Source organism: Streptomyces sp. NPDC047453 (assembly GCF_040643155.1).
Lineage (GTDB): Bacteria > Actinomycetota > Actinomycetes > Streptomycetales > Streptomycetaceae > Streptomyces.
Window position 1 is genome coordinate 13,888 of record NZ_JBEYTS010000065.1, and the last position, 24,359, is coordinate 38,246.

A 24,359-nucleotide genomic window follows, 5' to 3' on the forward strand; every position below is an offset into this window, starting at 1 on the left:
TGCCGTTGATCACCACAGGGTTAGGTTCGCTGAGGCATGCACCGGATTGCATGCGCTTGTATCCACGAACGACGAAGGAACAGTTCCGATGCCTCAGCAGGTCCGCGGCGTGATCGCCCGTTCGAAGGGAGCTCCCGTCGAGCTCACCGACATCGTGATCCCGGACCCGGGTCCGGGCGAGGTCGTCGTTGCCGTGGCGGCGTGCGGGGTCTGCCACACCGACCTCACCTACCGGGACGGGGGGATCAGCGACGACTATCCCTTCCTGCTCGGCCACGAGGCGGCCGGCACCGTCGAGAGCGTCGGAGCAGGCGTCGACTCCATCAAACCCGGCGACTTCGTCGTCCTGAACTGGCGGGCGGTGTGCGGGCAGTGCCGCTCCTGCAAGCGAGGCCGCCCGCAGTACTGCTTCGACACGTTCAACGCCGCCCAGAAGATGACCCTGCTCGATGGCACGGAACTCAACCCCGCCCTGGGCATCGGCGCATTCGCCGACAAGACCCTCGTCCATGCAGGACAGTGCACCAAGGTGGACCCCTCCGCAGACCCCGCGGTCGTCGGCCTCCTGGGATGCGGTGTCATGGCAGGACTCGGGGCGGCGGTCAACACCGGAGCCGTGAGCCGGGGCGACTCGGTGGCGGTGATCGGCTGCGGCGGCGTGGGCGACGCCGCGGTCGTCGGGGCCCGACTGGCCGGCGCCTCGAAGATCATCGCTGTCGATCGCGACGACCAGAAGCTCACATGGGCCCGAGAGCTCGGCGCGACCCACACGGTCAACGCCACCGACCAGGACATCGTCGCCACGGTCGCGGAGCTGACCGGCGGCTTCGGCGCCGATGTCGTCATCGACGCCGTGGGCCGCCCCGAAACGTGGAAGCAGGCGTTCTACGCACGCGACCTCGCAGGGACCGTCGTCCTCGTCGGCGTCCCCACCCCGGACATGCGCCTGGACATGCCGCTTCTCGACTTCTTCTCCCGCGGCGGCAGCCTCAAGTCGTCCTGGTACGGCGACTGTCTGCCCGAACGGGACTTCCCCATGCTCGTCGACCTGTACCAGCAAGGCCGGCTGCCGCTGGACAAATTTGTCACCGAACGCATCGGCCTCGACGCGGTCGAGGAAGCCTTCCACACCATGCACACCGGCAGCGTGCTGCGCTCGGTGGTGGTCTGGTGAGCGGCGCCCTGCGTATTGAACGCGTTGTCACCAGCGGGGTCTTCGCCCTCGACGGGGGCACGTGGAACGTCGACAACAACGTCTGGCTCATCGGCGACGACCACGACGTCGTCGTCGTGGACGCGGCCCACGACCACGCCCCGATCGTGGAAGGGGTGGGCAACCGCCACGTAGCAGCGATCGTGTGTACCCACGGGCACAACGACCACATCTCGGTCGCGCCCCAACTTGGCGACCGCCTTGACGCCCCGGTCCTGCTGCACCCGGCAGACCGACAACTGTGGGAGATGACCCACCCGAGCCGAACGTTCCAGGAGATGGTCGACGGCGAACGGATCGCCGTGGCGGGGACGACCCTGGAAGTGATCCACACCCCCGGACACTCGCCCGGGTCGGTCTGCCTCCACCTGCCCGAGGCCCACGCTCTGTTCTCCGGCGACACCCTGTTCGCCGGTGGACCAGGTGCAACAGGCCGATCGTTCTCGGACTTCCCGACGATCATCACGTCCATCCGCGACCTACTGTTCCCCCTGGCCGAGAACACCCTCGTCCACACCGGACACGGAGACACCACGACCATCCAGAACGAAGCACCCCACCTGGATGAATGGATCCGCCGCGGCCACTGAGCCTTGGCCCCGGCGCAACTCGCTGGCGTTTGGCGTGGAGATCAGGAAGGCTCGCGGGCATGGTCTCGGTATTGCAGAACGTGGCGATCGACTGTGCGGATGCCTACGAGCTGGCTCGGTTCTGGAGCAGTGTGACTGGCCGTCCGCTGCATCCGGAGGACAGACCGGGTGACCGGGAGATCCAGGTGCTGCTGGCGGAGGGGCCAGTGCTGTACTTCAACCAGGTGCCCGAGGCCAAGACGATCAAGAACCGGATCCATCTGTGTCTGCGCCCTGAGACCTCGCGCGATCAGGAGGTGGACCGGCTGCTGGGCCTCGGTGCCACTTTTGTCGCCGATCACCGGAATCCCGATGGTTCAGGCTGGGCAATCCTCGCTGATCCCGAAGGCAACGAATTCTGCGTTCTGCGCAGTGAGTCCGACCGAGCCGCCATGAATTCGTGACGCTCACGCGCCGTCCAGGCCGCTCTCGAGCACTGGACGTTCCTCCGCTGAGGAGCAGATTCCCCACCCCGAAGGGTGGGGAATCTGCCGGTGCTACCGGCGGGGACTTGTCCGGCCGATCATGTGACTGATCCGGATCCAGTACTCCAGCTGTAGATCGTGATCCGAGAGAGGCGCGTCGGCGGGGGACGGCCGTTATTCCAGCCACATCCCGTCGCGCATGATGACTCTCCCGCGTAGTTCCGGCTCGCCACGCCAAGCGCGCACAGTCCTCGGGATCACGCGTACATACAGAAAGGAACCCTCTTCCACGCGTGGATCCCACCCGAACTTGTCGGCGAACGCCTCCGCTGCGCCTCCGGGCACTTCCTGGTCCGGGAAGCACTCTGCCTCACCCTGGAGGAGCACCACGTCGAAGGTGTCCGGTAGCGACAGGCGCACGCGCGGCTCTTTGCGGACGTTTCGCGCAGTCACGGAAGTGGCGCTGGTGCACATCCACACTGCTCGCCCATCCCACAAGAACCACAGCGGCACCTGGTGCGGCCCGTGATCAGGGTGAGCCGTCGACACCCATACATCCCGCTCGGTGACGAGCCGCTCCAGAGCGTCGCGCATACGCTCCGCCGTCTGGCGACGAACGATTCCTGTGGTCTCCATGAGGACCGACCCTAGCCAAGCAGGCGCGAAGCGCGCCTGAGGCGCAGGACCTACTCCCAGCGACCGATGAACCCCTCAGCTTTTGGCTTGGGGCGACCAACTTCGGTGCTCAGGGCGGCCGGCGGAAGTGCACAGTCACACTTGTCTCCGGTAATGGTTGGCTCGTGATCACGCCTGGTGGCTGCCACATGACCGACCGGACAAGACCTGAGCGGGGGAGGAAGCCAAGCTCTCCCACACTGAACAGCGGCTCTACGAGACCGACGAGAAGATGGTGATCCAGGCGTTCGCCACGGGGCGCTTCGCGCGTGGTCCGACAGTGAACGACGTCGATTGACGCAGCGCAAAGCACCGTAGAGGGGTCATAGCAGGCCCGATGCTCGGCATGCCCACGACGAAGAACTCGAATCGAGACCTTGAAGGTGTGGTTCGTTCCCGTCCGGATGGAGATAGTTAGGCGCGTAGAGCTCGGATCAACGAGGGTCCACCTGACGATTTCAGGCACCGGTAACGGTGATGCGTCATGTGTCCCTCCATGCGGTGAACCAATGGACTCATGAGGAGGAGCCCCATGCGTGGTGCCAAGAGCGCCAAGTGGGTTGCGATGGCCGCGGTTGTGGCGCTGGGCGTGACGGCCTGTGGCGGCGGTGGCGGTGGCGGCGACCAGGGCAATGGCGACAAGGCCGCGGTCGACCCGAGCGGCAAGTTCTCGGTCGAGGTCGGTGAGCCTCAGAACCCGCTGCAGCCGGCGAACACCATGGAGTCCAACGGCAGCATGGTCATCAAGTCGGTCTTCTCCGGGCTCGTCGACTACGACCAGAGCGGCAAGACCGTCTACGTCAATGCCCAGTCGATCGACTCCACGGACAACAAGACCTTCACGGTCAAGCTGAAGCCCGACTGGAAGTTCCACGACGGCAGCCCGGTGACCGCGGCGTCCTACGTCAAGGCCTGGAACTGGGCGGCGAACCCGGCGAACAAGCAGACCAACAGCTTCTGGTTCTCCGACATCCAGGGCTACGACGACGTCGCGCCGGCCAAGGGCAAGCCCAAGGCCAACAAGATGTCCGGTCTGAAGATCGTGGACGACAGCACCTTCACGATCACGCTGAGCAAGCCGATCCCGTACTACGTGTACAAGCTCGGCTACTCGGTCTTCGACCCGCTGCCGGAGTCCTTCTACGCGGACCCGAAGGCCGCGGGCGAGCACCCGATCGGCAACGGCCCGTACAAGTTCGTCAGCTGGCAGCACAAGAAGCAGATCGAAGTTGCCAAGTACGACGACTACAAGGGCCCCAACGCCGCCAAGAACGGCGGTGTGGTCTTCAAGAACTACAGCAACCTCGAGACCGCCTACGAGGACCTGAAGTCGGGCAACGTCGACGTGCTGCGCCAGGTCGCGCCGAAGGACCTGCCGGTCTACAAGCAGGACCTCGGCGACCGCGCGGTGGACCAGGCGTACTCGGCGATCCAGACCATCGCCGTCGCCTACTACACCAAGCAGTGGAAGGACATCGACCCCAAGGTCATCCAGGGCCTGTCGATGGCGATCGACCGCGACACGATCACCAAGACCGTGCTCCAGGGCACGCGTGAGCCGGCCACCGGCTGGGTCGCCAAGGGCATTATGGGCTACCAGCCGAACGCCGCCGGCGACGTCACCAAGTACGACCCGGCCAAGGCCAAGGAGCTCATCAAGGAGGGCGGTGGCGTTCCGGGCAACGCCATCTCCATCCAGTACAACGCCGACGGCGGCCACAAGGAGTGGGTGGAGGCGGTCTGCAACTCCATCACCAACGCCACCGGTGTGAAGTGCGTGGGCGACTCCAAGGCCGACTTCCAGGCCGACCTGAACGCGCGCGACAACAAGCAGGTCAAGTCGCTGTACCGCTCGGGCTGGGTGCTGGACTACCCGTTCAACGCCAACTTCCTGCGTGACCTGTTCGGTACCCACTCGGACGGCAACCAGGGTGGCTTCTCCAACAAGACCATCGACAAGGAGATCGCCGCTGCCGACAGCGCGGGCTCCCTGGAGGAGTCGGAGAAGAAGTACCAGGAGCTCGAGAAGAACCTGGTCAACTACATGCCGACCATCCCGCTCTGGTACTACAAGGTCAACGCCGGCTACTCGGAGAAGGTGACCGGAGTCCAGTACGACCAGCACGGTGACCCGGTCCTGACCGGCGTTCAGGTCAAGAAGTAACCACAAACAGCCCGTTCGTCCCGGGGTGCGCGATACCGCACCCTGGGGAACGGCAGCGGCTGGGGGCCCTTTCCGCACGTACTGTCCTGCGCTTGCCGAATACCTCATCCGTGTTGGTCAGGCCGCATGTTGGTATGCGTGGAGGGTGCCCCCAAGCCGAGCTCGTCGTCGTATGTCCAGACGGGCGATCCGGTCCGGGTCCTCGACCGGAGCGGGCAGCAGGGGGAGGGGGCGGGCGTTCGTTGTAGTGCTTCTTGTGGGTGGCCAGGGCCTGTCGGGCGTGAGCCTCGTCCACGATGAGGACGTGATCGAGGGCCTCACGCCGGATGGCGATGGTCCTCTCGCGGTGGGCATTCATCCGCGGCGCTCGCCGCGCGCTCTTGAGGATCTCCATCTCTTCGGCTGCAAGGCCGCGTCGAAGGTCTCGCCGTACATGTCATCGCGGTCGCGCAGCAGGACGTGCAGTGGCTCTCAGCGCATGCCCTGGTCGACGGCGTAGTTGGCCACTGTGCAGACTCAGGTCACTGGGTTCCGGTGGCTCTGGTCACCATGCGTTGATGATCGGCGTGTCGGGTTCGTGCTGCCGCCAGGCCTCGTTGAGGCGCGCGAGCCGGTCCGCGGCGGCGATGCCGCGCAGGGACGCGACCTTGCCGTCGCTGACTTCGAACACCACGGCGCCCACGACCCGGTCGACTACCACGGCGAGGACGGCCGGGGAGCCGTTGACCAGCGCGATGTGGAACGCGGGGGAGCCGCCGGCCAGCCGCCGCTTCGCCGGCGTGGGCTTGAAGCCGGCCCGCACGTAGGAGGCGACGCGCTCGCGCGTCTTGTACCGCAGCAGCCGCCTGGCCAGTCCGGCGCCGTCCGAGACCGCCGTCACGTCGTCGGTGAGCAGCGCCACCAGCCGTTCTGTGCGCCCTGATGTGGCGGCGGCGAGGAACTCCTCGACGACCCTGCGCGCGGACACGGGGTCCACCTCGTCGCCGCCGCGGCGCTCGGCGACGACCCGGCGTCGGGCCCGGTGGACATGCTGCTGGCTCGCGGACTCGGTGATGTCGAGGATCCCGGCGATCTCGGCGTGGGGGTACGAGAAGGCCTCGCGCAGGACGTAAGCGGCCCGCTCGACCGGCGAGAGGCGCTCCATGAGGGTCAGTACGGCCAAGGACACCGATTCGCGCTGCTCGAAGGTGTCGGCAGGGCCGAGCATCGGGTCGCCCTCAAGGAGTGGCTCGGGCAGCCAGTCTCCGACAGCGCGCTCATGGCGCGCCTGCGCTGAGCGGAGCCGGTCGAGGCAGAGATTGGTGACGACCTTGGTCAGCCACGCCTCCGGCACCTCGATACGTTCCCGGTCCGCGGCCTGCCAGCGCAGGAACGCATCCTGTACGGCGTCCTCGGCGTCGGCCGCCGAGCCGAGCAGACGGTACGCGAGCGAGGCCAGCCGGCCCCGGCTGGCCTCGAACCGATCGATGGCTGCACTGTCCATGCGGAACAACCTATGCGGCGGCCCTCACACCGACCAGGTCAGACGCGGTGGCCAGGCGACGCTTGCGCTTCGGCATGCCGAAGGTCGGGTGGGCGATGCCCCACCCGGCCCCCTTGAGCACGCCCGACTTGAGCCGCGCGGCGGTCCGGCCACCCAGGTACCAGGACTTCGACCGGGCATCCCCGTCCACCATCTGGAAGATCGCGTCCCGCCGACCGAGGCTGATGTGGTTGCCGAGGTACTTCAGCCCGGTGGTGGGGACCTTGCTGCCCGTCAGGCGCGCGATGATCGCGGCGGTCGCCTGCATGTTGGTGAAGCCGGCCGAGGCGCAGGACATCGGCAGCGGCCGGCCGTTCTCGGCGATCGCGTAGGCGCAGTCACCGGCGGCGTAGACGTCCGGGTGCGAGACCGAGCGCATGGTGCGGTCGACGACGATCTGGCCGGTCTCGGCGACCTCCAGACCGCTGGCGGCCGCGATGGGATGCACGGCGAACCCGGCCGACCACACAGTCACGTCGGCCGGGATGGACGTACCGTCGGCGGCGATCGCCCGACTCGGCTCCACGGCTTCGATGCCGGTGTGCTCGTGGACGGTGATGCCGAGCCGGTCGAAGGCCTGGCGCAGGTGACGGCGGGCCTTCGGGGAGAGCCAGGCGCCCAGCTCGCCGCGGGCGGCGAGCGCGACGGAGAGGTCGGGCCGGGACTCGGCGAACTCGGTGGCGGTCTCGATGCCGGTCAACCCCTCACCGACGATCAGCACGGTGCCGCCCCCGTCCAGGCCGGCCAGGCGCTCGCGCAGACGCAGCGCCGAGGACCGGCCGGTCACATCGAAGGCGTGCTCGGCCACGCCGGGGACGCCGTGGTGGGCGACGGAGCTGCCGAGCGCGTAGAGAAGCGTGTCGTACGCGAGCTCGCCGTCGCCGTCCTCGCCGGTCACGGCGACAGCCCTGCGCTCGGGGTCGACGCCGGTGACGCGCGCCAGGCGCAGCCGCACCCCGGTACCCGCGAATACGTCGGCGAGCTTGCGGAACGCGAGGTCCTGGCCGATCGCGAGCTGGTGGAGCCGCATCCGCTCAACGAAGTCGGGCGCGGCGTTGACGACGGTGATCACGGTGTCGGCGGGGGAGAGTCGGCGGGCCAGATTTCCGGCGGCGAAGGCCCCGGCGTATCCGGCGCCGAGTACGACGATGCGGTGCTTCATGGCGTTGCTCCTGTCTCGTTCGCGTGCCCCTTGAACGAGACGGCGCCCCGATTGCTGACAGGAGCCCGGTGTGACGCGGGTCACCGAACCAAGACGAGCGACTGAGCCTCCGACAGGCGCCTGGGCCTGTCGTGGACAGTCGAAACGAGGCGATGGCCAACCAGTTGTCAGCCCCCGTGAACGCGCCCTGGCGGCGCCCCACCCACAGGTGTCCCCCCGGGGCAGGCGGACAGGCCACCCCAAGCCACCCCGATCAAGTCGTTGACGATGACCATGACGACCGTGGAACCGAGACCGACAGGCCACCCGGGCTACAACATCACCATGTCCTCCGTGCCGGAGACGGCCGCCGAGGCGCGCGGCGCTTGGCCCGCCGTAGCTGCGCCCTGGAGGCTCGCAAAGGGCGTCGCCGCTCAGTCTCCATGAGGCCGGGCCAGGCCGTGGTCATAGGCGAAGATCACCGCCTGGATGCGGTCGCGGGCGCCGATCTTGGCCAGGACACGGCCGACATGAGTCTTCACCGTGGACTCCGACAGGACGAAGCGGGCGGCGATCTCGCCGTTGCTCCAGCCCTTGCCGATGGCGACGAGGATCTCGCGCTCACGGTCGGTGAGGGAGTTCAAGCGCGGGTCCTCAGCGGAGCCGTCGCCGCCGAGTGGCACGAGACGGGCGAACTCGTGCAGGAGACGGCGGGTGAGCGCGGGGGCGATCACAGCGTCTCCGACGGCCACGGCCCGGATGCCGGCAAGAAGTTCCTCGGGGCGGGCGTCCTTGAGGAGGAAGCCGCTGGCTCCGGCGCGCAGAGCCGCATACACGTACTCGTCCAGGTCGAACGTGGTCAGCATCAGGACGCGCGAGCGATCGCCGGCGGCGACGATGCGGCGGGTGGCCTCGATGCCGTCCATGCCCGGCATGCGTACGTCCATGAGGACGACGTCGGGCCGGAGTTCGGCGGCCTTGCGCACCGCTTCCGTTCCGTGCGCGGCCTCGCCGACCACCTCCGTTTCGGGCACGGAGTCCAGGAGCATGCGGAAGCCGTACCGCTGGAGCGGCTGGTCGTCCACGACGAGCACGGTGGTCACCGGGCACCGCCCTGGGGAGTGAGGTCGAGTGCGGCCCGTACCATCCAGCCGCTGCCCGCAGGACCCGCGCTTGCGTATCCGCCGTAGAGAGCCGCTCGCTCCCGCATGCCCACCAGGCCGTGTCCTTCCTCGTTCGCCGTGCTGGGACGGTCGCCCGGGACGAGTGGGCCGGAGTCCTGGACGGTGATGGTCAGCCGCGTGTCCTCCACGGCGATAGCCAGGTTCGCACGCGCGCCGGCGCCGGCGTGTTTCAGGGTATTCGTCAGGGCCTCCTGCACGATGCGGTAGACCGTGAGCTGGACCCCGCTGTCGAGGGCGTCGACGTCTCCGGCAGTACGGTAGACGACCTCCAAGCCGGCGGCACGCACCCCTTCGCACAGCGCGTTGATGTCCGCCAGACCGGGCTGCGGGCTCAGCTCGGGCTCGGCCGGCGGGCCGTCCACCTCGCGCAGCACGCCGAGCACCCGGCGCAGTTCGCCCAGGGCCTTGCGACCGGTGTCGCCGATGAGGTGGAGGGCCTCCCTGCCCCGCTCCGGAGCGACCCCGGCGGCATAGGCACCCGCGTCGGCGAGCGTGATGATGACGGACAGGTTGTGGCCGACGACATCATGCATCTCACGGGCCACCCGTGCTCGTTCGGCCGCGACTGCGAGCCTGCCACGCTGGTCGCGTTCGATCTCCAGCCGGGCCGCACGGTCCCGAAGCCCGGCCAGCTGAGCCCGCCGGATACGGATCATCAGGCCGAGTGCGAGGGCCGCGGTCGCCGTGCTGAGCAGGAAGAACAGCGCGTCCCAGACCGACACCGCCGCCGACACCCGTGCCGCGACCAGGCCCACCGCGCCCGCCGTGGCCGCACAGGCCCACGGCAGCTGCCGCAGCCGCCCGTGCAGGGCCAGGCTGTACAGGGCGACGAAGAGGGCGACGTCCGCACGGAGCGCGGCGCCGAGGGACCACTGGAGGACGAACACGGCCGCGATGGCGCCAAACGCGGCGGCGGGCGCCCGCCGCCGCCACAGCAGCGGCAGCACCAGCCCGGCCTGCAGGGCCAGCATGCCCGCCACGGGCAACCGGGTGAACACCAGGCGGAAGCGGCGCGGGCCGTCGCCTTCCCCGTCGATCGCGCCGACCGCGTGCAGCAGGTCCGGCAGGCAGAACATCAGGAAGACCAGCACCACGACCGCGGTGTCCAGCACCCACGGACGGGCCCGGTCGGCATGCCGGAGCCACTGGCCGGCCCGGCCGAGCCGGGCGACCAGCGGCCCCATCCCGCTGAGATCTTCGGTGGTCACGGAGTTCACGAACCCATGATGCGGGTGGCTGCTCAGACGTCGCTGCGCCGCAGCCGGTACGCCGCTGCGGCCAGCGCCAGTGCCGTCCAGCCGAGGAAGACCCAGAGCCCGGCGCCCGGCGACAGGGTGGTCGAGTCGTGGGTCAGGGCGAAGATCGACTCGCCGGCGTGGCTGGGCAGATAGGGGTCGATGTTCCCGCTCCATGAGCTGGGCAGCAGGGAGATCAATCCCGGTACGAGCATGAGGGCGGCCACCAGGACCGAGATACCGCCGGCCACGGACCGCAGCAGCGCGCCCAGGGCGCTGCCGATCACGCCGACCAGGCCCAGGTAGAGCCCGGCGCCCAGCAGACTGCGAAGGACACCGGCGTGGCCGAGGCCCATGGCGGCGGGCGTGCCGGAGACGACCTGGCTGCCTACGAGGAAGGCGACGAACGCGCCGACGGTGGCGATCAACAGCGCGACCAGCCCGTACACAGCCGCCTTGGACCACAGCACGGGCAGCCGGCGCGGCACCGCGGCCATGGTGGAGCGGATCATGCCGGTCGAGTACTCGCCCGCCGTGACCAGCACGCCCAGCACGCCGAGGGCCAACTGGGCGAAGTTCGTGCCGAAGAGGGACAGACTCACGGCCGTCGCGTCGGCGAAGTCGCCGTGCATGGGGCGGCCGGAGTCGATCCCGGACTTGTAGCGGCTCGCGGCGATGACGCCGAAGGCGACGAGGAACAGCAGGCCCAGGCCGAGAGTGATCCAGGTGGAGCGCAGAGACCACAGTTTGGCCCACTCCGAGGCCAGCACGCGCCGTCCGGTCACCCGGTAGGCGGGGCGGACCGGCGCGGCCTGAGCGGTCTCGGGGGACTCCGGGGTTGCCGTGAGGGTGCTCATGCCGCGCTCCCGGAGGTCTCGGTGCCGGTCGTGGAGCCGTGGTACTCCACGGCGTCCCTGGTCAGTTCCATGAATGCCTCCTCCAACGACACCGCCTTCGTGGTCAGCTCGAACAGCGGAATCCTGTGCTCGGCCGCCTTCAGCCCGATCTCGCGGGCGGACAGCCCGGTCACCTGCAGTTCCTCGGAGCCCACGCGGCCGGTGATCTCCACGCCGTATCCGGCCAGTACCTCCCGCAGCCGTGCGGGGTCGTCCGTCGCGACCTTCACGGCGTCGCCGCCGGCCTCGCGGACCAGGTCCCGTACGGTCGTATCCGCCAGCAACCGTCCACGCCCGACGATGATGAGGTGATCAGCCACCAGGGACACCTCACTCATCAGGTGCGAAGAGACGAACACCGTGCGCCCTTCACTCGCGAGGGAGGTGAGCAGGTTCCGGATCCAGAGGACGCCCTCGGGGTCCAGCCCGTTGACCGGCTCGTCGAGCATCACGGTCTGCGGATCGCCGAGCAGGGCGGCCGCGATGCCGAGCCGCTGGCCCATACCGAGGGAGAAGGCTCCGGCCCGCTTCTTCGCGACGCTGCCAAGACCGGCAAGGTCGATGACCTCGTCGACCCGGCGGCGCGGGATGCCGTGAGTGAGGGCGAGGGCCCGGAGATGGTTGTAGGCCGAGCGGCCCGGGTGGATCGACTTCGCCTCCAGCAGCGCCCCGACCTCCTGGAGCGGCGCCTGGTGGCGGGCGTAGCGTCGTCCGTTCACCGTGACGGAGCCGCTCGTCGGCGCGTCAAGCCCGACGATCATGCGCATCGTCGTGGACTTGCCCGCCCCATTGGGGCCGAGGAAGCCGGTCACCGTGCCCGGCTTCACGGTGAAGTCCAGCCCGGCGACGGCTGTCTTCTCCCCGTACCTCTTGGTGAGCTGCTGTACCTCGATCATTCGCGTTCCCTCTTTCGGACTCCGGCGCGCCCTGTACGCCTGACGCCTTCTCCGTCACGCTAAGCCCGCGATCTGCCGGATCCGGTGGTACCGGGGACTGAACACGGCCAGGCAGGTGGTACCGGGGTACTACAGCCTCGCTGGCGGCGGGGCGTGGTCCGGGATACCAGTGACACGGGCGGCCGTCATCGGCGCTCGACATCTACCAGCACGTCGTCGCGGCCGGGACGCCCTACACCCTCACGATGACCACGGAGGTGTGTGAGGAGCTGGGCCTGGCGACGGTGCCCCGCGAGGTGACGCCGGGCCTGCGACCGGCAATGGAGATAGCCGGAGTCGGCTCCGAGCTGATCGACTGGTCCTCCACCGCCGTCAGTTCCGGTCGGACGGGGTGCGCTGAGCCGGCACTCGGTCCCCCGCCTGCCGCTCCGGCGACCCCGCCGGAGCCGACGTGACCTGGGAGAACACCAAGTCGCGCACTCCGAGCGCGAGTTCGGGACCGCATGTGCACCGGGCCCGGCCCGTGCGCGCGACTGCCGCACCCGCGGACCGCGGCAGGACACGGAGTTGATCCCACCCCTTGTCTCGCCGCCCATCGGCACCGAAGAATGCGCACGGCAACCATCGGCTACAGACGTCACACCCGGCGTCGGCAAGGGGGCTCCACCCAATGTCACCTGCAGCACCGATGACACGCACGACACGTCGCTCACCGAGGATCGGCAAGGCGCTCACCGGCGCGGCGTTCGCGCTCGCCCTCGTCGGCGCGGGCGCGGCACCCGCCGTCGCCGGGACCGCGGGCGGGGACGCCGGCACCCGCACGAGACCGAACGACGCACCCGTCACGTTCGCCGGCACGGTCGCGCTGAGCAACTGTTCCGGCTCCGTCGTGCGCACCCCGCAGTCACAGCCCGACGACCCCGCCCTCGTGCTGTCCAACGGGCACTGCATCGAGGGCGGCTTCCCGAAGGCCGGCCAGGTCATCGTGGACCGGCCGTCCACCCGCACGTTCAAACTCCTCGACGAGGACGCCGGGGTGCTCGGCACGCTTCAGGCCGACCAGATCTCGTACGCGACGATGACCGACACCGACATCTCGCTGTACCGGACGACCACCACCTACGCCGAGATCGAGAGCACCTACCACGTACGGCCGCTGCTGCTCGACCCGCGCCACCCGCGCAAGAACACCGAGATCACCGTGGCGTCGGGGTACTGGAAGAAGCAGTACAAGTGCTCCGTCGACGGGTTCGTAAACCAGCTCAAGGAGTACTGGTGGACCTGGAAGGACTCAGTGCGCTACACGCCCGGATGCCAGACCATCGGCGGCACCTCCGGCTCCCCGGTGATCGACGACCACACTGGAAGCGTGATCGCCGTCAACAACACCCATAACGAGGACGGCGAGCAGTGCACGCTCAACAACCCCTGCGAGGTCGACCGCAAGGGGCGCATCACCGTCCGCCAGGACGCGCGCTACGCGCAGGAGACCTACGGGATCGTGCCGTGCGTCGTCGACGGCAGCAAGTTCGACCTGGGCCGCAAGGGATGTGAACTCCCCGAGCCCCAGGCCTAGTCCGCAGAGGGCGTACGCCGTACGGACCGGCCTGCGAGCAGGTCTGTGCGGCGGCCGTCCTCGATGACGTAAGGGAGCCGCAAGTGGTCTGGTCTCCGTCGACTATGTGTGCAGCACCTTGTAATCGCATTTTGGGACAGGAGATCTCATGGCAGACACCGCGCTGACCGCACGCACCGGTTGGTTCCACGCCGCCGCGAGTTTGCTGCTCGGAGTCGTATCCATGGCAGCCCTGACGGTCAACTTCCTGCTGGCGGTGCCGGTCGGGCTTGCCGCAGTCGGCAGCTCGCTGATCGGCCGTCGACGCGACGCCGAGCACCGCGGCATCCACAGCGCCGCGCTCATCATGGGTGCCGTCGCCGCCGTGGCGGGACTGCTCCTGGCGATGTTCCTGCTGTCGGCCACCTCCGGCGTCAGCAGCACCAGCGTTCCGGCCCCGTGAACCACCGGGGCCACACTGCCTGATCGCTGCCCATGGGCCCCGTCCGCCAACCCAAGGCGGACGGGGTTTCTTGCTTTCAGTACATCCATTGGATGAGCCATGAGGGCCGGGGCGAAACGAGCGAGGGTGTCGCTACGAGAGCCGACTCATCGGCCGATCAATTCATTGCCCTTTGACGCGTAGTACCTGGGTCACACCCCCTGATCCCTCTCCGGCCCACCTCAACCCCGACTACGTGACAGACCCTGATTCCTGACGGACCCCGTCCAGCAGTCTCGGCGGTGGAGCCGGGGTGGAGGACGGGGTGAGCCGGAGCGGTGCCATCAGTGTGACCGGCGTGGGGCATGACGAAGAGACGAGCACGGCAACCTTGCGGTTCTTGAAGCGTAGACACCTCCATGATCCACATGTGCCGTGCTCGTTGTAGTTCTCCTCTCCCAGCCCGCCGTGATCAAAACGGGCGAAGCGAACTCTCCCCGGGGTTCCTGAGCCGAGTTGAGTTAACGGGTCACGGCTTACTGCCCGTTGTTCGGTACCGCGTCCATGACGGTCAGCGTCATGCTGTTGTTCTTGTAGGACACCCGGAACAGGTAACCGCCCACGTTCAGGGCCCGGTTCTCCGGCAGTGCGTGGAAGGCGCCCTTGATCGAGCTACCGCTCATGATCGTGAACACGGTGCCCGGTGTCAGCTTGCCCCGCACGTCCAGGTCCAGCTCACCGTCCAGCACCAGGTTTCCCGCCGCCCGGACGCTCGTGTAGTCCCGGTCGCCGGAGATCGTGACGGCAACGCGACCCTGCTTGCCGATGGTCGCGTTCCCGCCGACGTTCAGGACATTGCCTGCGGCGCCGGAATGGCTGGTGATCTGCGCGGCCTCGTCGGCCGTGAGACCGGGCCGCAGCAAGCCGCCGCCGACGTTGATGCTGCCACCCACGGTGCCGCTGCCGCCGAGCGTTCCGCCGCGCACGTCGACAGCGCTCGCGTGCGAGCCGACGACTGAGAGTTTGCCGTCGAGGACGGTGCTCGTCCCGTGCCAGGTCTCGCTGCCGGTGAGGAACAGGGTGCCGGCGCCACGCTTCGTGAGGCTGCCCTCGTAGGCGCGGGCCTCGCGGGCCTGCTCACGGCGGACCCCGATGGCGTAGTCCGACTTGTCGGCGTCGCTCGCGTCGGCCGGCAGTCCCTCGGTCCAGCCCTTGGCGGCCTTGGTCGCCGCCCAGGCGGCAGCCTCGGCGGCGTCCTCCCGCTGGCGGGCCTGGATCGCAACGTCCGAGATGTCGTTCGACCACACGTCGTCGCGCCCCTGCGTGTCGACGACGAACGGCCCAAGGAACTGGCCCGGGCCGTTCATGGCCTCCCGCAGGCTGACCGTGCCCCAGCCGTTGCGGCTGTCCGGCACCTGCACGATCTTGCCGCCGGTGGGGTTCAGCACGGCGTTGCCCGCCGCGTCATTGATCGTGTTGTTCTGCCGGCCGGTGGTGAACATCGTGTAGAGCGCCTGCTCGTTGGTCATGTACGGGAAGCGCTGCATGATCAACGACAGTGCGGCCGCCGAGTGCGGGCCGGCCATCGACGTCCCCGACGCACTGCCGTACCGGGGCTCGGGCACGCCGTTGACGACCGATACGGTCGTGCTGTTGATGCCGTTGGCCGGCGCCGTCACGCAGGACCACTTCGCGACGCCGCACTGGTTGAACGTCTGCTGGCCGGGGACCAGGACGGAGCCGTCAGGGTTGAACGTGCGCCCCACGGTGGGGTTGATCCCCGACGTCGTGTACCAGCTGCCCTCCAGCTCGGGCATGAAGTACGGCGCGGCGCCTCGCGGCGACGGGTTCACGTAGCTGCTGTTACCGGCGGTGAACTGGATGACCGTGCCGGTACGCGCGGCTTCGATGGCACCGTTCAGCCAGTGGGCGGCGTTGCCGTTCGCGTCGACGACGCCGTCCGGAGTGGACCAGAGGCGCCATGCCGTGTTCAGACCGAAGCCCGCCGGACTGCCGGGCGGCGTGTCATACGTGTTGTAGTTTTCCGTGTTGGGCTGGCTACCCCAACTACTGGTGATGATCCTGACGGGCTCGCCGTTGGCCGTCTTGGCGGAGTTCACGGCCCGGTAGACATTGCCGATGTAGGCGTCGTCCGGCTTCTGCGCGGCGGTCGCGTTCGCCGGCAGGAGACCGTAGAGCACGCCGTCCGTCTTGCCGGTGTTGCCCATGTACACGTTGCTGTTGAATGCGACGCCGTGCATGTTGGCATCCGGCCCGGCCGGTTGCGTCTCGCCGACGCCGTCGCGGCTCGCACCGATGGTCCCGGTGACGTGGGTGCCGTGACTGTCGTTGAACGCCGGGTTGTAGAACCCCGGCGTGGGGCCCGTCTGGCCGCCCTGGGCCTCCACTGAGAAGTAGCGGTCCCCGACCGCGTAGTTCGTGTCCAGGCTCCCGTGTTCCCGGACGTGCCCGGCGAAGACGCCCGAGTCGACGACGCCGATGTTCATCCCGGTGCCGGAGTAGCCTGCGGCGTAGGCGAATTCGGCTCCCATCGACGCCAGGCCGGAGTCCCGGTTGAACTCAGGGGTACGCCAGCTCGCCGCGTCGCCGAGCCGGCCGGGATCTCCCTCGTAGGTCTTGATCGGCGGTGGCACGGGCACCTGCCCCACCGCCGGCTGCGCGGCGACGCCGAGCACCACTATCGGTATCAGCGCTGTGATCAGCGCCGGCTTCACGCGTTTTGTGTTCGGCACTTCGACCCCTTCCAAGATCGATCGCGCCGGATGCTATTCCTCCTTCAGGAGCGGTTCAAGGCCTCGGCGGACACGTTATCTATCCGTCGAGACCCATGAGTTGGCGGAGGCCGTCGAGCGCGCCGGGTATGGGCGGGTCGTAGATGGTGCCGTCGTGCCGGCCTCGGGAGTACGGGTGGAAAACTCCGTCGAAGTCGACCGCCAGCGTCATGAGGACTTGTCTCCTGGGGTGGTGAGAGTGGTGAGTCGGTGGGCGAGGTTGAGCAGGAGTCGGGCTGCCAGAGGCGGACTTGGGTCGGGGCCGGGGGGGGTGCATGACCGCAAGATGTCCGTTCTCAGATCCTCGAGATCCACGTCTCAAGTGTCCGAGATCCGGGGTCAAGGCCCCAGACGGTTTGACCCTCTCCTTACGTCAGGCTTAAGGCTGGATGACGACGAAAGGGCAGGTGAATGAGCTACTCGGTGGGACAGGTCTCGGCCTTCGCCGGGGTGACGGTGCGTACGCTGCACCACTACGACAAGGCCGGGCTGCTCTCGCCCAGCGGCCGCAGCCACGCCGGCTACCGGCTCTACAGTGACGCTGACCTGGTCCGTCTCCAGCAGATCCTCTTCTACCGCGAGCTCGGCTTCTCCCTCGTTGAGATCGCTGCGATCCTCAAGGATCCGCAGTCGAACGTCCTGGAGCATCTGCGGGCCCGACAGCGGCAGTTGGGTGAGCAGATCGCCAGGCTGCAGCGGCTGGCCGAGGTGGCAGAACGGGCGATAGAAGTCCAGCAGACCGGGGTGTCCCTGACTCCTCAGGAACGCTTCGAGGTCTTCGGTGAGATTACCTTCGACTTGAGCTATGCCACCGAGGCGGAGCTGAAGTGGGCGCAGTCGGAGGGACAGCGCGAGGCGATGGCGCGCGCGGCTGCCCACACCAAGGAGGACTGGCGGCAGCTCATGGGCGAGGCCGCCGCCTGGCGCACGGAGCTACTCGCGGCCTTCGACAAGGGGGAGCCGAACGACGGCGAGCGGGCCATGGACCTCGCCGAGGAGCACCGCCTGCACATCGCACGCTGGTTCACCTCCTGTCCGCCCGACATGCACGGGCGCATCGCGGACGACTTCATCGCCGATCCGCGCGCCTTCGCTCTGGTGGTGCCGCCGTCGCAGCAACGCCCGGGGCTGGCCGCCTATCTGTGCAAGGCGATCCACGCCAACACGGCCCGCCACGCAGGTCGCCGTACCGATTCCGAGGAGGACTGATGAGGGTTCTGATCGCCGCGGCCGGATCGCGGGGCGACGTCGCGCCCTACACCGGGCTGGGCGCCGCACTGCGCCGCGCCGGGTACGACGTCGCCCTTGCTACCACGGATGCCTTCGCGCCCCTCGTGCACGACGCAGGGCTAGAGTTCCGACATCTGCCAGCCGACCCGCGGGCCCAGAGCGGCGTCACGGGCCGACGTGAACTGATGTGCGCGGCCGCCGCGTTCATCACCGAACTGGGCGAGGGATTCGCCGACGCGGTGGCCGACGGCACGGATCTGCTCTTGCTGTCGGCCACCACCGCCCCGCTCGGCTGGCATCTCGCCGAGGCGACGGGCATACCGAGCCTGGGCGCATACCTGGTGCCCACCGCACCTACCGGCGACTTCCCGCCCATCGTCACGAGTTTGCGATCGCTGGGCCGTCCCGCCAACCGCATGGCCGGAGGCTTCGCGCTTCGCATGGCCGACCGCGTCTACGAGCAGGCGGTCGCAAAGCTGCGCCACCGCCTGAAGCTGCCGCCACTGTCCGCCGCTGCGATGCGCCGACGGCAGGAACAGGCGAATTGGCCCATCCTGCACGGCTTCAGCACGGCACTGGTGCCTCGCCCCTCCGACTGGCGCTCCGGCCTGGAGGTAGTGGGCACCTGGTGGCCCCATCAAGGTGCGTCTGAACGGCTGCCCACCGGCCTGGAGGACTTCCTTCGTGCCGGACCCCGGCCCGTCCTCGTCGGCTTCGGAAGCATGGCAGCCGGCGATGGGGAACGGCTGAGCGAGATCGCCGTGCGAGCCCTGCGCCACGCCGGGCTGCGCGGCATACTCCAAGCCGGCAGTGCCGGACTCGCGGCCGACGGCGACGACGTGCTCACCATTGGGGACGTATCGCACGCCCTACTGTTCCCACGGCTGGCTGCGGTGGTTCACCACGCAGGGGCCGGCACGTCGGCCGCGGCGTTGCGCGCGGGAGTGCCCGCGGTCACGGTGCCGGTGACCGCCGACCAGCCGTTCTGGGCGGGACGACTTGGTGCCCTCGGCGCCGCCACAGACCCTATCCCCTTCCGATCCCTGACTGCCGAACGGCTTGCCGACTCACTCGACCAAGTCGTGAAGCAGCAGACATACGCACGAGCCGCCGCGAGAGGCGCGCAACACATGGTGACCGAGGACGGAGCGGGCCAGACCCTCAAGGCCATCCAGCAACTGACCAACGGATGATGCCGATCCGTTCCCCACCGTCGTCACTCAACGCTGTGCTCCGCCAGCCTCCATACCGAATCACTGAGCCTTTCCAACCTGGCTCACCCTCGGCCTCGCTCCAGTCTGAGATGAGGTGGATGGCTCAGTCCCCAGACCAACCCCAGAAGTAGATCTCCTGTGGCGTCCCGTGGTCGTCGTGCAGTACTGCGCAACGGCCGTACCAGCGCTCGCGAGCGAGGTCTTGGATCGCTGGAACGTGTTCGCGGGTCAGCCGTTCAGCGCCCATGGCCCTCTGGGCCTCTTCGGCGGTCACCGGCTGTACCGCACAGACCTCGGGCACCTCGTCTTTCCGTTGAACGTGGAAGACATCGAGAATCGAGTGGGTTCCAGAGTGCTGCGTCCACTCGTCGGCCCACAGTTCGTCCAGGGTCAAAGGCTGCGGGCGGCGCTCCTCCTCAGGAAGCCAGTCGCCACCGCGCACCCAGTAGTAGTCACCAGCGAGGAACACTCGGTGCCGCAACTCCTGCAGCGCGGCGTCAAGATCTTCCTGGTACGGCACGTAGTAGTCCCAGGCCGAAGCACCCATTCTGTACCCTCCGAGTCAGCTTGTGCCTCAAGCTGGATGGTAAGGCGGCTGCGGCCAAGACGGCTCGGCGTAAGAGAGCCGCGTTCGACGAAGTGCTCAACACCGCAGTCGAGAGGGGATACTTCACGGAGAACCCCCTCAACGGGCTCAGATGGAACGTCCGGCAGTCAATGACGGGTCGACCCGGCTTCCGTTCCCAACCCGGCCCAGGTGGGGCGACTACTCCCGGCCGTTGCCCAACAGCGAGGCCGCGGCGACCCCGGGCCACCCACACCGGATGACCGTCGACACGTGGCGCGACCGCCTCGTCCGCTAGGCCGGACCTGCCCCCTGGCTGCGACGACTTGTACATCTCGCCGTGGCGCCTGTCTGGGCGGTCAGCACAAGCGTTCGGTCAGGGACGGCATGTGATGTGCAGGTGCGCCGCGGCGTTGTTGGCGTATCCCCTGGGATTCCAGACGGTCGCCGGGGATTCGGCCTGCACGGCCGCGGTGGAGTCCCAGGCACGTGCGATGAGCTCGGCCTCACCGGGGGGCAGGGTGACCATGGCGCGCCAGTGCTGCCAGGTCCAGAGGTTCTCCGGGGGGTCGAGATCCGTGGGGGTCCAGGTGCTGCCGTGGTCGGCGGAGACATCCACGCGTGCCACGGTTCGGTCGTCCCCGGCGAAGGCGAACCCGCTGACCTCGGTCGGTCCAGAGGGCAGGTGGTCGTTCTTGCCGGGCCGCAGGATCGCGCAGTGGATGGCGACCGGGCCGAGGGTGATGCCGTCGCCCGGTCCAACAGCCTCGAGGTCGGCTTCGGGGGGCAGGACGCTGTATTCGGCTTGGAAGTAGTTGTCGGTCGGTTCGGCCTGTGCGCTGATGCGTTGGAGCCATTTGACGCTGCGGGCGCCGATCCAGCCCGGAACGATCACGCGCAGGGGAGCGCCGTGCGCGGCGGGCAGTGCCTGATCGTTCATGGCCCAGGCCAGGAGCACCTCGCTGGAGGTTGCCTTGGCCACCGGTATGGAGCCGCCGAAGGGCTGGGGTGGGGTGGCCTGCTGTGACACGTCGGCGCCGGTGAAGGCGATGTGGGCCGCTTCCGGCTGCGCTCCGGCCTTGGCCAGTACATCTGCCAGGCTCGCCCCGCTCCATCTCGCAGTGGAGATGGCTCCTGGACCCCAGGGGACCTGGCCGGGTATGTCTCGGACCTCGATGAGATCGGCGCGGCGGTTGCCGGCGCACTGCAGCGTCGCCACCACTCTCCGCTCGGTGAAGCGGCGCAGCTCGTCCATCGACAACTCCAGGGGACGATCGACCAGACCTTCCACCCGCAGCCGCCAGCTCGCGGAGTCGATGCGGGGGATCGGCGCGTGGTTGCGGCCGTAGAAGGTGTCCAGGGAGGTGATCTGGGCTGCGAGGGCGCCAGGAGGCGTTTCGGCGTTGTAGGGCTCGTCTTGGTGTACGAGCATGTCGTCACGTTTGCCCCATATGTCCATGAGGTTAATGTCCATCACGTTGGGCGCGGACGCCAACCCGCTCAGCCAGGGGGCAAGCCGGTGGCCTATGGACGGCGCGGGGGCCGGCAGGTGCTGAAACGGCAGAGATTCGCGGCGTCTCCTAGCCTGATGAAGGGCGGCACATCATCCCGCGCACGGGAAGGGGGGCGGTCAATGTGCTTGGGCCGATTCGACGCCGACGCCGCCTTGGAGGCGTCGCCGGCGCCCGCCGCTCAGGAGAGCCATGGGCGGACACCGACGAGGGCGCCGAGCCCGACCCGCGTTGCACCTTCGCCAGCGAACGCACGTTCCTGGCGTGGAGCCGCACCGCATTGGCGCCGGTGGCGACAGGGCTGGCCGTCACTCGGCTCCTGCCGCCCTTCCCCGGAGTCTCCTGGGGCCGCCGTGCCATCGGCGTGCCGCTGATCGTGCTTGGCGCAGCCGTCGCCGTGATCAGCTACGTCGAATGGAGCCGAGACCAGCGCGCGCCGCGAACAGGCAGGCCTCTGCATCACACACATCTGCCGTTGATCCTGTCCCTGGTGATTGCCGCGGAGTGCCTGTTGGCAGCAGCCCTCGTGATCTTTGCGAAGGGAGTCTGACCATGCCCGGATCCGAGAGATCGCCACGCCCGACTGTCGCCGAGGATCTCGAAGATCTCGACCCCGGAGCGGACCTGGCTGGCCTGGCGCCGCACGGCCATCTCCTTGACGGCCGTCAGTGCCGTCGTGCTGAAGATCTCCCCGATCGACGGGGCACGCCTGTTGGTGATGACCCTGGCGGTATGGGCCACTGGGCGAGGGCACGTCGCAACAGGATCACGCTCGAGCGATACGAATGCACGGCGTCCCGCAGTACGCCTCACCGCGTCGACCATCGTGCTCACCGCTTTGGCCGCCCTCATCGTGGCCTTGTGATCGTATTGAGCGATCCGAATACTTCTGTCTCGCACGAGGCGGCTTTCTCTTCAGGTCGGCGGAGTGGCTATGAGCGGAGTGGCTGTGAGCGGAGTGGCTATGACTGGTGGTCTGCCTGACCTTGCTCAGCAGGGGCCCCAGCCCAAGGAGGTGGGCAAAGCCCAACCAACTCGGCTTGGGACAGCAGGCCGCCGCTCCAGTCGAAGGCGGCAGGGGAGACCCGCCGGAGGCCATGAGAACTCCACGCCCCCGCTGAGGACGTCCACCCGGATGGTGCCAGGACAGCGGGCCAGGGTGGCGGCGACGGCGCCGATCCGCTTGGGCCAGCACCGGATACGTAGGGAATCAGATCAGGAAGCCGCACGGGCTTGCCAGTCGGCGTGGTCAGCGCGTGAATCGGCCGAGGAGGCCTGTCCGTCGGTCTTCGTCGCCGACGTGCCGGCGGCGGTCACGAAGGTCCTCACGGCGGCTCGGCGGCCACTCGCCGCCGCGGCCTTCGGAGAGACGGCCACCGCCGCCGGATGGAAGACCAAGCCGTCCTGGGCGCTGGTAGCAGGCGCGGACCAGGCCATCAACCCGGAGGTGAAGCGCTTCGCCGCGAAGTCCGTAGAGGCGACCGTCGTCGAGATCGAGGGCGCGTCGCGCGCCGTCGCCCTTTCCCATCCTAATGAGGTCGCGGACCTGATCCGCGAAGCGGTACGCGCGACGAGCTGACGGGCGGCAGGGACAGCCGCGCGGGAACAATCCCCGCACCTCGTCTGTGCGGCCCGGTCGTCGTGCCTCCCGGACCGCACGGGTCGCGGGCTGCGATCTCAAGGGTTGCTGCCGGGCCTTGAAATCTTTGACGTGCTCCCTGGTCTAAAGTCCAGGGATTCCGGCCTGGGTCGTCTGACCCTTCCGGGGGCTTCCTGCTTCAACGCGCTGTGCCGGGACTTTTGTCCTGGTCTTACCGGCGCTCCACGAGGCGTTTGGCGTCTCCGCCCGTCCGGTGGCGACGATGCGGCGTCCTTCGAAGAGGACGTTGCGGGCTGCGTTGTGGTCGCGGTCGTGCAGGGTGCCGCACTCGGCGCACGTCCACTTCCGGACGTGCAGGGGCTTGGGGCCGTCCCGGAATCCGCAGGCCGAGCAGACCTGGGAGGACGGGAAGGCCCGGTCCACCTTGGCGAAGGTGCGGCCGTGCTTGACTGCCTTGTACTCCAGCATGCGGACGAACGCGGACCATCCCGCGTCGTGCACGGATTTGGCGAGCCGGGTACGGCCGAGACCGGACACCGCGAGGTCTTCCACGTACACCGCTTGGTTGTCGCGAATGATCTGCGTGGATGCCTTGTGGTGCCAGTCCCGGCGCCGGTCCGCGACCCTGGCGTGCTGGCGTGCGACCTTGATGCGGGCCCTGGCCCGGTTCTTCGATCCCTTGGTTTTGCGGGACAGGTCCCGTCCAAGGCGCTTGAGTTTCTTTTCCGCCCGGCGCAGGAAGCGGGGGCTGTCGATCTTGCTGCCGTCGGACAGGACCGCGAAGGCGGACAGACCGAGGTGAATACCGGATTCCGTCTCCAGCTCGGGGAGGATGTCCGGATCGGTGTCCACGACGAAGCTGAGGAAGTAACGGCCGGAGCTGTCTTTGGTGACGGTCAGGGACGTGGGTGCGGCCGGAAGCCGGCGGGACCATTTGACCTTGAGATGGCCGACCTTGGCCAGATACACCGTGCCGTCGTCCTGCCGCGTGTGCTTCCTTCCGGTCACGCAGGCAGTCGTTCCACACCACGCGGGCACACCCGAACGCACGCGCCAGCGCACGGCACTGGGAGGCGTCCGGATAGGCCCGGTAGTTGTAGCGGAGCTGCACGACCAGGACGCTACTACGATCGGCCTCAAGGATGGGCCGAACGACTACAGGCGGGCGTCTCCGCTCGCCGGATACGGCAGGGGGCACCTCCCGGCCGAAGGCTGGAGGAGAGTTCACGGCCAGATCAACCGCGCCATCATGCACGGACACCTGCGGTCACCCTCGTATTCCTCCGCATCATGCCGCGGAGCACCATTGGCGATCCTCCGCCAGTACATCGAGCAGCAAAACGCCCGCTCTAAAGTGCACGTCAGAGCAGCCTTGTCTCGACGACGGCCGAACGCTGACCCTCTGACGGCGGATCAAAAGTGACCCACTTGGTGATCTTCGTCTGACTCTGGCCTTGGTGATCAAGGTCA

Annotated in this window: 23 protein-coding genes and 1 pseudogene; 12 read left to right on the forward strand and 12 right to left on the reverse strand. The window is 68.2% G+C overall.

The genetic code is table 11. The features are described 5' to 3' along the window. Positions 1-88: 88 nt before the first annotated feature. Genes ABZ818_RS33930 through ABZ818_RS33940 form a run of 3 tightly spaced genes read left to right on the forward strand, consistent with a single transcriptional unit; the run spans position 89 to position 2,246 of the window. Entirely contained in the window at positions 89-1,174 is a 1,086-nt protein-coding gene (locus ABZ818_RS33930; protein WP_361423339.1) for an S-(hydroxymethyl)mycothiol dehydrogenase, read from the forward strand. Further along, positions 1,171-1,803, forward strand: a complete 633-nt coding sequence (locus ABZ818_RS33935; RefSeq protein ID WP_361423342.1) for an MBL fold metallo-hydrolase — start codon at positions 1,171-1,173, stop codon at positions 1,801-1,803. Before ABZ818_RS33930 ends, ABZ818_RS33935 begins: the two co-directional genes overlap by 4 nt. A 59-nt stretch (positions 1,804-1,862) precedes the next feature. Beyond that, the gene (locus ABZ818_RS33940; protein WP_361423345.1) at positions 1,863-2,246 is read left to right on the forward strand and encodes a VOC family protein; all 384 of its coding nucleotides are present in this window, start codon (positions 1,863-1,865) and stop codon (positions 2,244-2,246) included. 195 nt (positions 2,247-2,441) lie between these two features. On the opposite strand, the gene ABZ818_RS33945 is transcribed toward ABZ818_RS33940, so the two are convergent. Beyond that, the gene (locus ABZ818_RS33945) at positions 2,442-2,903 is read right to left on the reverse strand and encodes a pyridoxamine 5'-phosphate oxidase family protein (RefSeq protein WP_361423348.1); all 462 of its coding nucleotides are present in this window, start codon (positions 2,901-2,903) and stop codon (positions 2,442-2,444) included. A gap of 571 nt (positions 2,904-3,474) precedes the next feature. On the opposite strand from ABZ818_RS33945, the gene ABZ818_RS33950 reads away from it, so the two are divergent. Then, positions 3,475-5,106: an ABC transporter substrate-binding protein gene (locus ABZ818_RS33950; RefSeq protein WP_361423351.1), complete on the forward strand. Its 1,632-nt coding sequence runs from the start codon at positions 3,475-3,477 to the stop codon at positions 5,104-5,106. A gap of 544 nt (positions 5,107-5,650) precedes the next feature. On the opposite strand, the gene ABZ818_RS33955 is transcribed toward ABZ818_RS33950, so the two are convergent. The 6 genes from ABZ818_RS33955 to ABZ818_RS33980 all read right to left on the reverse strand — a co-directional run bounded on the left by ABZ818_RS33955 (position 5,651) and on the right by ABZ818_RS33980 (position 11,980). Next, positions 5,651-6,589, reverse strand: a complete 939-nt coding sequence (locus ABZ818_RS33955) for a sigma-70 family RNA polymerase sigma factor (RefSeq protein WP_361423354.1) — start codon at positions 6,587-6,589, stop codon at positions 5,651-5,653. Positions 6,590-6,599: 10 nt separating this feature from the next. Further along, positions 6,600-7,790 (reverse strand): FAD-dependent oxidoreductase, encoded by a 1,191-nt coding sequence (locus ABZ818_RS33960; protein WP_361423357.1) that lies wholly within the window; start codon positions 7,788-7,790, stop codon positions 6,600-6,602. A gap of 413 nt (positions 7,791-8,203) precedes the next feature. Next, positions 8,204-8,872: a response regulator transcription factor gene (locus ABZ818_RS33965; protein ID WP_361423360.1), complete on the reverse strand. Its 669-nt coding sequence runs from the start codon at positions 8,870-8,872 to the stop codon at positions 8,204-8,206. Then, positions 8,869-10,161 (reverse strand): histidine kinase, encoded by a 1,293-nt coding sequence (locus tag ABZ818_RS33970; RefSeq protein WP_361423400.1) that lies wholly within the window; start codon positions 10,159-10,161, stop codon positions 8,869-8,871. Before ABZ818_RS33970 ends, ABZ818_RS33965 begins: the two co-directional genes overlap by 4 nt. 32 nt (positions 10,162-10,193) lie before the next feature. Next, positions 10,194-11,045, reverse strand: coding sequence for an ABC transporter permease (locus ABZ818_RS33975; RefSeq protein ID WP_361423363.1), 852 nt, complete (start codon positions 11,043-11,045; stop codon positions 10,194-10,196). After that, positions 11,042-11,980 carry an ATP-binding cassette domain-containing protein gene (locus tag ABZ818_RS33980; RefSeq protein WP_361423366.1) on the reverse strand — a complete coding sequence of 313 codons (939 nt, stop codon included), beginning with the start codon at positions 11,978-11,980 and terminating at the stop codon, positions 11,042-11,044. Before ABZ818_RS33980 ends, ABZ818_RS33975 begins: the two co-directional genes overlap by 4 nt. Positions 11,981-12,225: 245 nt before the next feature. On the opposite strand from ABZ818_RS33980, the gene ABZ818_RS33985 reads away from it, so the two are divergent. The 3 genes from ABZ818_RS33985 to ABZ818_RS33995 all read left to right on the forward strand — a co-directional run bounded on the left by ABZ818_RS33985 (position 12,226) and on the right by ABZ818_RS33995 (position 13,998). Further along, positions 12,226-12,435, forward strand: coding sequence for a hypothetical protein (locus tag ABZ818_RS33985; RefSeq protein WP_361423369.1), 210 nt, complete (start codon positions 12,226-12,228; stop codon positions 12,433-12,435). 263 nt (positions 12,436-12,698) lie between these two features. Continuing rightward, positions 12,699-13,556 (forward strand): serine protease, encoded by an 858-nt coding sequence (locus ABZ818_RS33990; RefSeq protein WP_361423403.1) that lies wholly within the window; start codon positions 12,699-12,701, stop codon positions 13,554-13,556. 148 nt (positions 13,557-13,704) lie between these two features. Further along, positions 13,705-13,998, forward strand: a complete 294-nt coding sequence (locus ABZ818_RS33995) for a hypothetical protein (protein ID WP_361423372.1) — start codon at positions 13,705-13,707, stop codon at positions 13,996-13,998. Positions 13,999-14,513: 515 nt separating this feature from the next. On the opposite strand, the gene ABZ818_RS34000 is transcribed toward ABZ818_RS33995, so the two are convergent. Together ABZ818_RS34000 and ABZ818_RS34005 are read right to left on the reverse strand one after the other, a co-directional pair. Further along, a complete protein-coding gene (locus ABZ818_RS34000) occupies positions 14,514-16,730 on the reverse strand; it encodes a S8 family serine peptidase (RefSeq protein ID WP_361423375.1) in 2,217 nt (738 codons plus the stop codon). A 79-nt stretch (positions 16,731-16,809) separates the two neighbouring features. Then, positions 16,810-16,941, reverse strand: coding sequence for a hypothetical protein (locus ABZ818_RS34005; RefSeq protein ID WP_361423378.1), 132 nt, complete (start codon positions 16,939-16,941; stop codon positions 16,810-16,812). A gap of 239 nt (positions 16,942-17,180) precedes the next feature. On the opposite strand from ABZ818_RS34005, the gene ABZ818_RS34010 reads away from it, so the two are divergent. Both ABZ818_RS34010 and ABZ818_RS34015 read left to right on the forward strand, forming a co-directional pair. Next, positions 17,181-17,978, forward strand: coding sequence for a MerR family transcriptional regulator (locus tag ABZ818_RS34010; RefSeq protein ID WP_361423381.1), 798 nt, complete (start codon positions 17,181-17,183; stop codon positions 17,976-17,978). Then, the gene (locus ABZ818_RS34015) at positions 17,978-19,192 is read left to right on the forward strand and encodes a glycosyltransferase (protein WP_361423384.1); all 1,215 of its coding nucleotides are present in this window, start codon (positions 17,978-17,980) and stop codon (positions 19,190-19,192) included. Before ABZ818_RS34010 ends, ABZ818_RS34015 begins: the two co-directional genes overlap by 1 nt. 124 nt (positions 19,193-19,316) lie before the next feature. Here ABZ818_RS34015 and ABZ818_RS34020 read toward each other — a convergent pair whose 3' ends face one another. Beyond that, positions 19,317-19,760, reverse strand: coding sequence for a hypothetical protein (locus ABZ818_RS34020; RefSeq protein WP_361423387.1), 444 nt, complete (start codon positions 19,758-19,760; stop codon positions 19,317-19,319). Between the two features lie 394 nt (positions 19,761-20,154). Next, positions 20,155-21,210 (reverse strand): sulfite oxidase, encoded by a 1,056-nt coding sequence (locus ABZ818_RS34025; RefSeq protein WP_361423390.1) that lies wholly within the window; start codon positions 21,208-21,210, stop codon positions 20,155-20,157. Positions 21,211-21,413: 203 nt separating this feature from the next. Here ABZ818_RS34025 and ABZ818_RS34030 point away from each other — a divergent pair, with 203 nt between their 5' ends. From ABZ818_RS34030 to ABZ818_RS34040, 3 genes are all read left to right on the forward strand, one after another. After that, positions 21,414-21,839: a DUF202 domain-containing protein gene (locus ABZ818_RS34030; protein WP_361423393.1), complete on the forward strand. Its 426-nt coding sequence runs from the start codon at positions 21,414-21,416 to the stop codon at positions 21,837-21,839. Between the two features lie 54 nt (positions 21,840-21,893). Further along, entirely contained in the window at positions 21,894-22,154 is a 261-nt protein-coding gene (locus ABZ818_RS34035) for a DUF202 domain-containing protein (RefSeq protein WP_361423406.1), read from the forward strand. Between the two features lie 270 nt (positions 22,155-22,424). Next, positions 22,425-22,868 (forward strand): alpha/beta fold hydrolase, encoded by a 444-nt coding sequence (locus ABZ818_RS34040; RefSeq protein WP_361423397.1) that lies wholly within the window; start codon positions 22,425-22,427, stop codon positions 22,866-22,868. A 144-nt stretch (positions 22,869-23,012) separates the two neighbouring features. On the opposite strand, the pseudogene ABZ818_RS34045 reads toward ABZ818_RS34040, so the two are convergent. Beyond that, positions 23,013-24,000, reverse strand: a pseudogene (locus tag ABZ818_RS34045) (RNA-guided endonuclease TnpB family protein). Positions 24,001-24,359 lie beyond the last annotated feature (359 nt).

What these genes read in the sequence shown, in the direction of transcription:
- ABZ818_RS33955 (WP_361423354.1), bottom strand. Translation starts at nt 6,589, where the DNA reads ATGGACAGTGCAGCCATCGATCGGTTCGAGGCCAGCCGGGGCCGGCTG.
- ABZ818_RS34010 (WP_361423381.1), top strand. Translation starts at nt 17,181, where the DNA reads ATGAGCTACTCGGTGGGACAGGTCTCGGCCTTCGCCGGGGTGACGGTG.
- ABZ818_RS33940 (WP_361423345.1), top strand. Translation starts at nt 1,863, where the DNA reads ATGGTCTCGGTATTGCAGAACGTGGCGATCGACTGTGCGGATGCCTAC.
- ABZ818_RS33985 (WP_361423369.1), top strand. Translation starts at nt 12,226, where the DNA reads ATGACCACGGAGGTGTGTGAGGAGCTGGGCCTGGCGACGGTGCCCCGC.
- ABZ818_RS34015 (WP_361423384.1), top strand. Translation starts at nt 17,978, where the DNA reads ATGAGGGTTCTGATCGCCGCGGCCGGATCGCGGGGCGACGTCGCGCCC.
- ABZ818_RS33960 (WP_361423357.1), bottom strand. Translation starts at nt 7,790, where the DNA reads ATGAAGCACCGCATCGTCGTACTCGGCGCCGGATACGCCGGGGCCTTC.
- ABZ818_RS33950 (WP_361423351.1), top strand. Translation starts at nt 3,475, where the DNA reads ATGCGTGGTGCCAAGAGCGCCAAGTGGGTTGCGATGGCCGCGGTTGTG.
- ABZ818_RS34040 (WP_361423397.1), top strand. Translation starts at nt 22,425, where the DNA reads ATGGTGCCAGGACAGCGGGCCAGGGTGGCGGCGACGGCGCCGATCCGC.
- ABZ818_RS34020 (WP_361423387.1), bottom strand. Translation starts at nt 19,760, where the DNA reads ATGGGTGCTTCGGCCTGGGACTACTACGTGCCGTACCAGGAAGATCTT.
- ABZ818_RS33995 (WP_361423372.1), top strand. Translation starts at nt 13,705, where the DNA reads ATGGCAGACACCGCGCTGACCGCACGCACCGGTTGGTTCCACGCCGCC.
- ABZ818_RS34025 (WP_361423390.1), bottom strand. Translation starts at nt 21,210, where the DNA reads ATGCTCGTACACCAAGACGAGCCCTACAACGCCGAAACGCCTCCTGGC.
- ABZ818_RS33975 (WP_361423363.1), bottom strand. Translation starts at nt 11,045, where the DNA reads ATGAGCACCCTCACGGCAACCCCGGAGTCCCCCGAGACCGCTCAGGCC.
- ABZ818_RS33945 (WP_361423348.1), bottom strand. Translation starts at nt 2,903, where the DNA reads ATGGAGACCACAGGAATCGTTCGTCGCCAGACGGCGGAGCGTATGCGC.
- ABZ818_RS34005 (WP_361423378.1), bottom strand. Translation starts at nt 16,941, where the DNA reads ATGACGCTGGCGGTCGACTTCGACGGAGTTTTCCACCCGTACTCCCGA.
- ABZ818_RS33980 (WP_361423366.1), bottom strand. Translation starts at nt 11,980, where the DNA reads ATGATCGAGGTACAGCAGCTCACCAAGAGGTACGGGGAGAAGACAGCC.
- ABZ818_RS33930 (WP_361423339.1), top strand. Translation starts at nt 89, where the DNA reads ATGCCTCAGCAGGTCCGCGGCGTGATCGCCCGTTCGAAGGGAGCTCCC.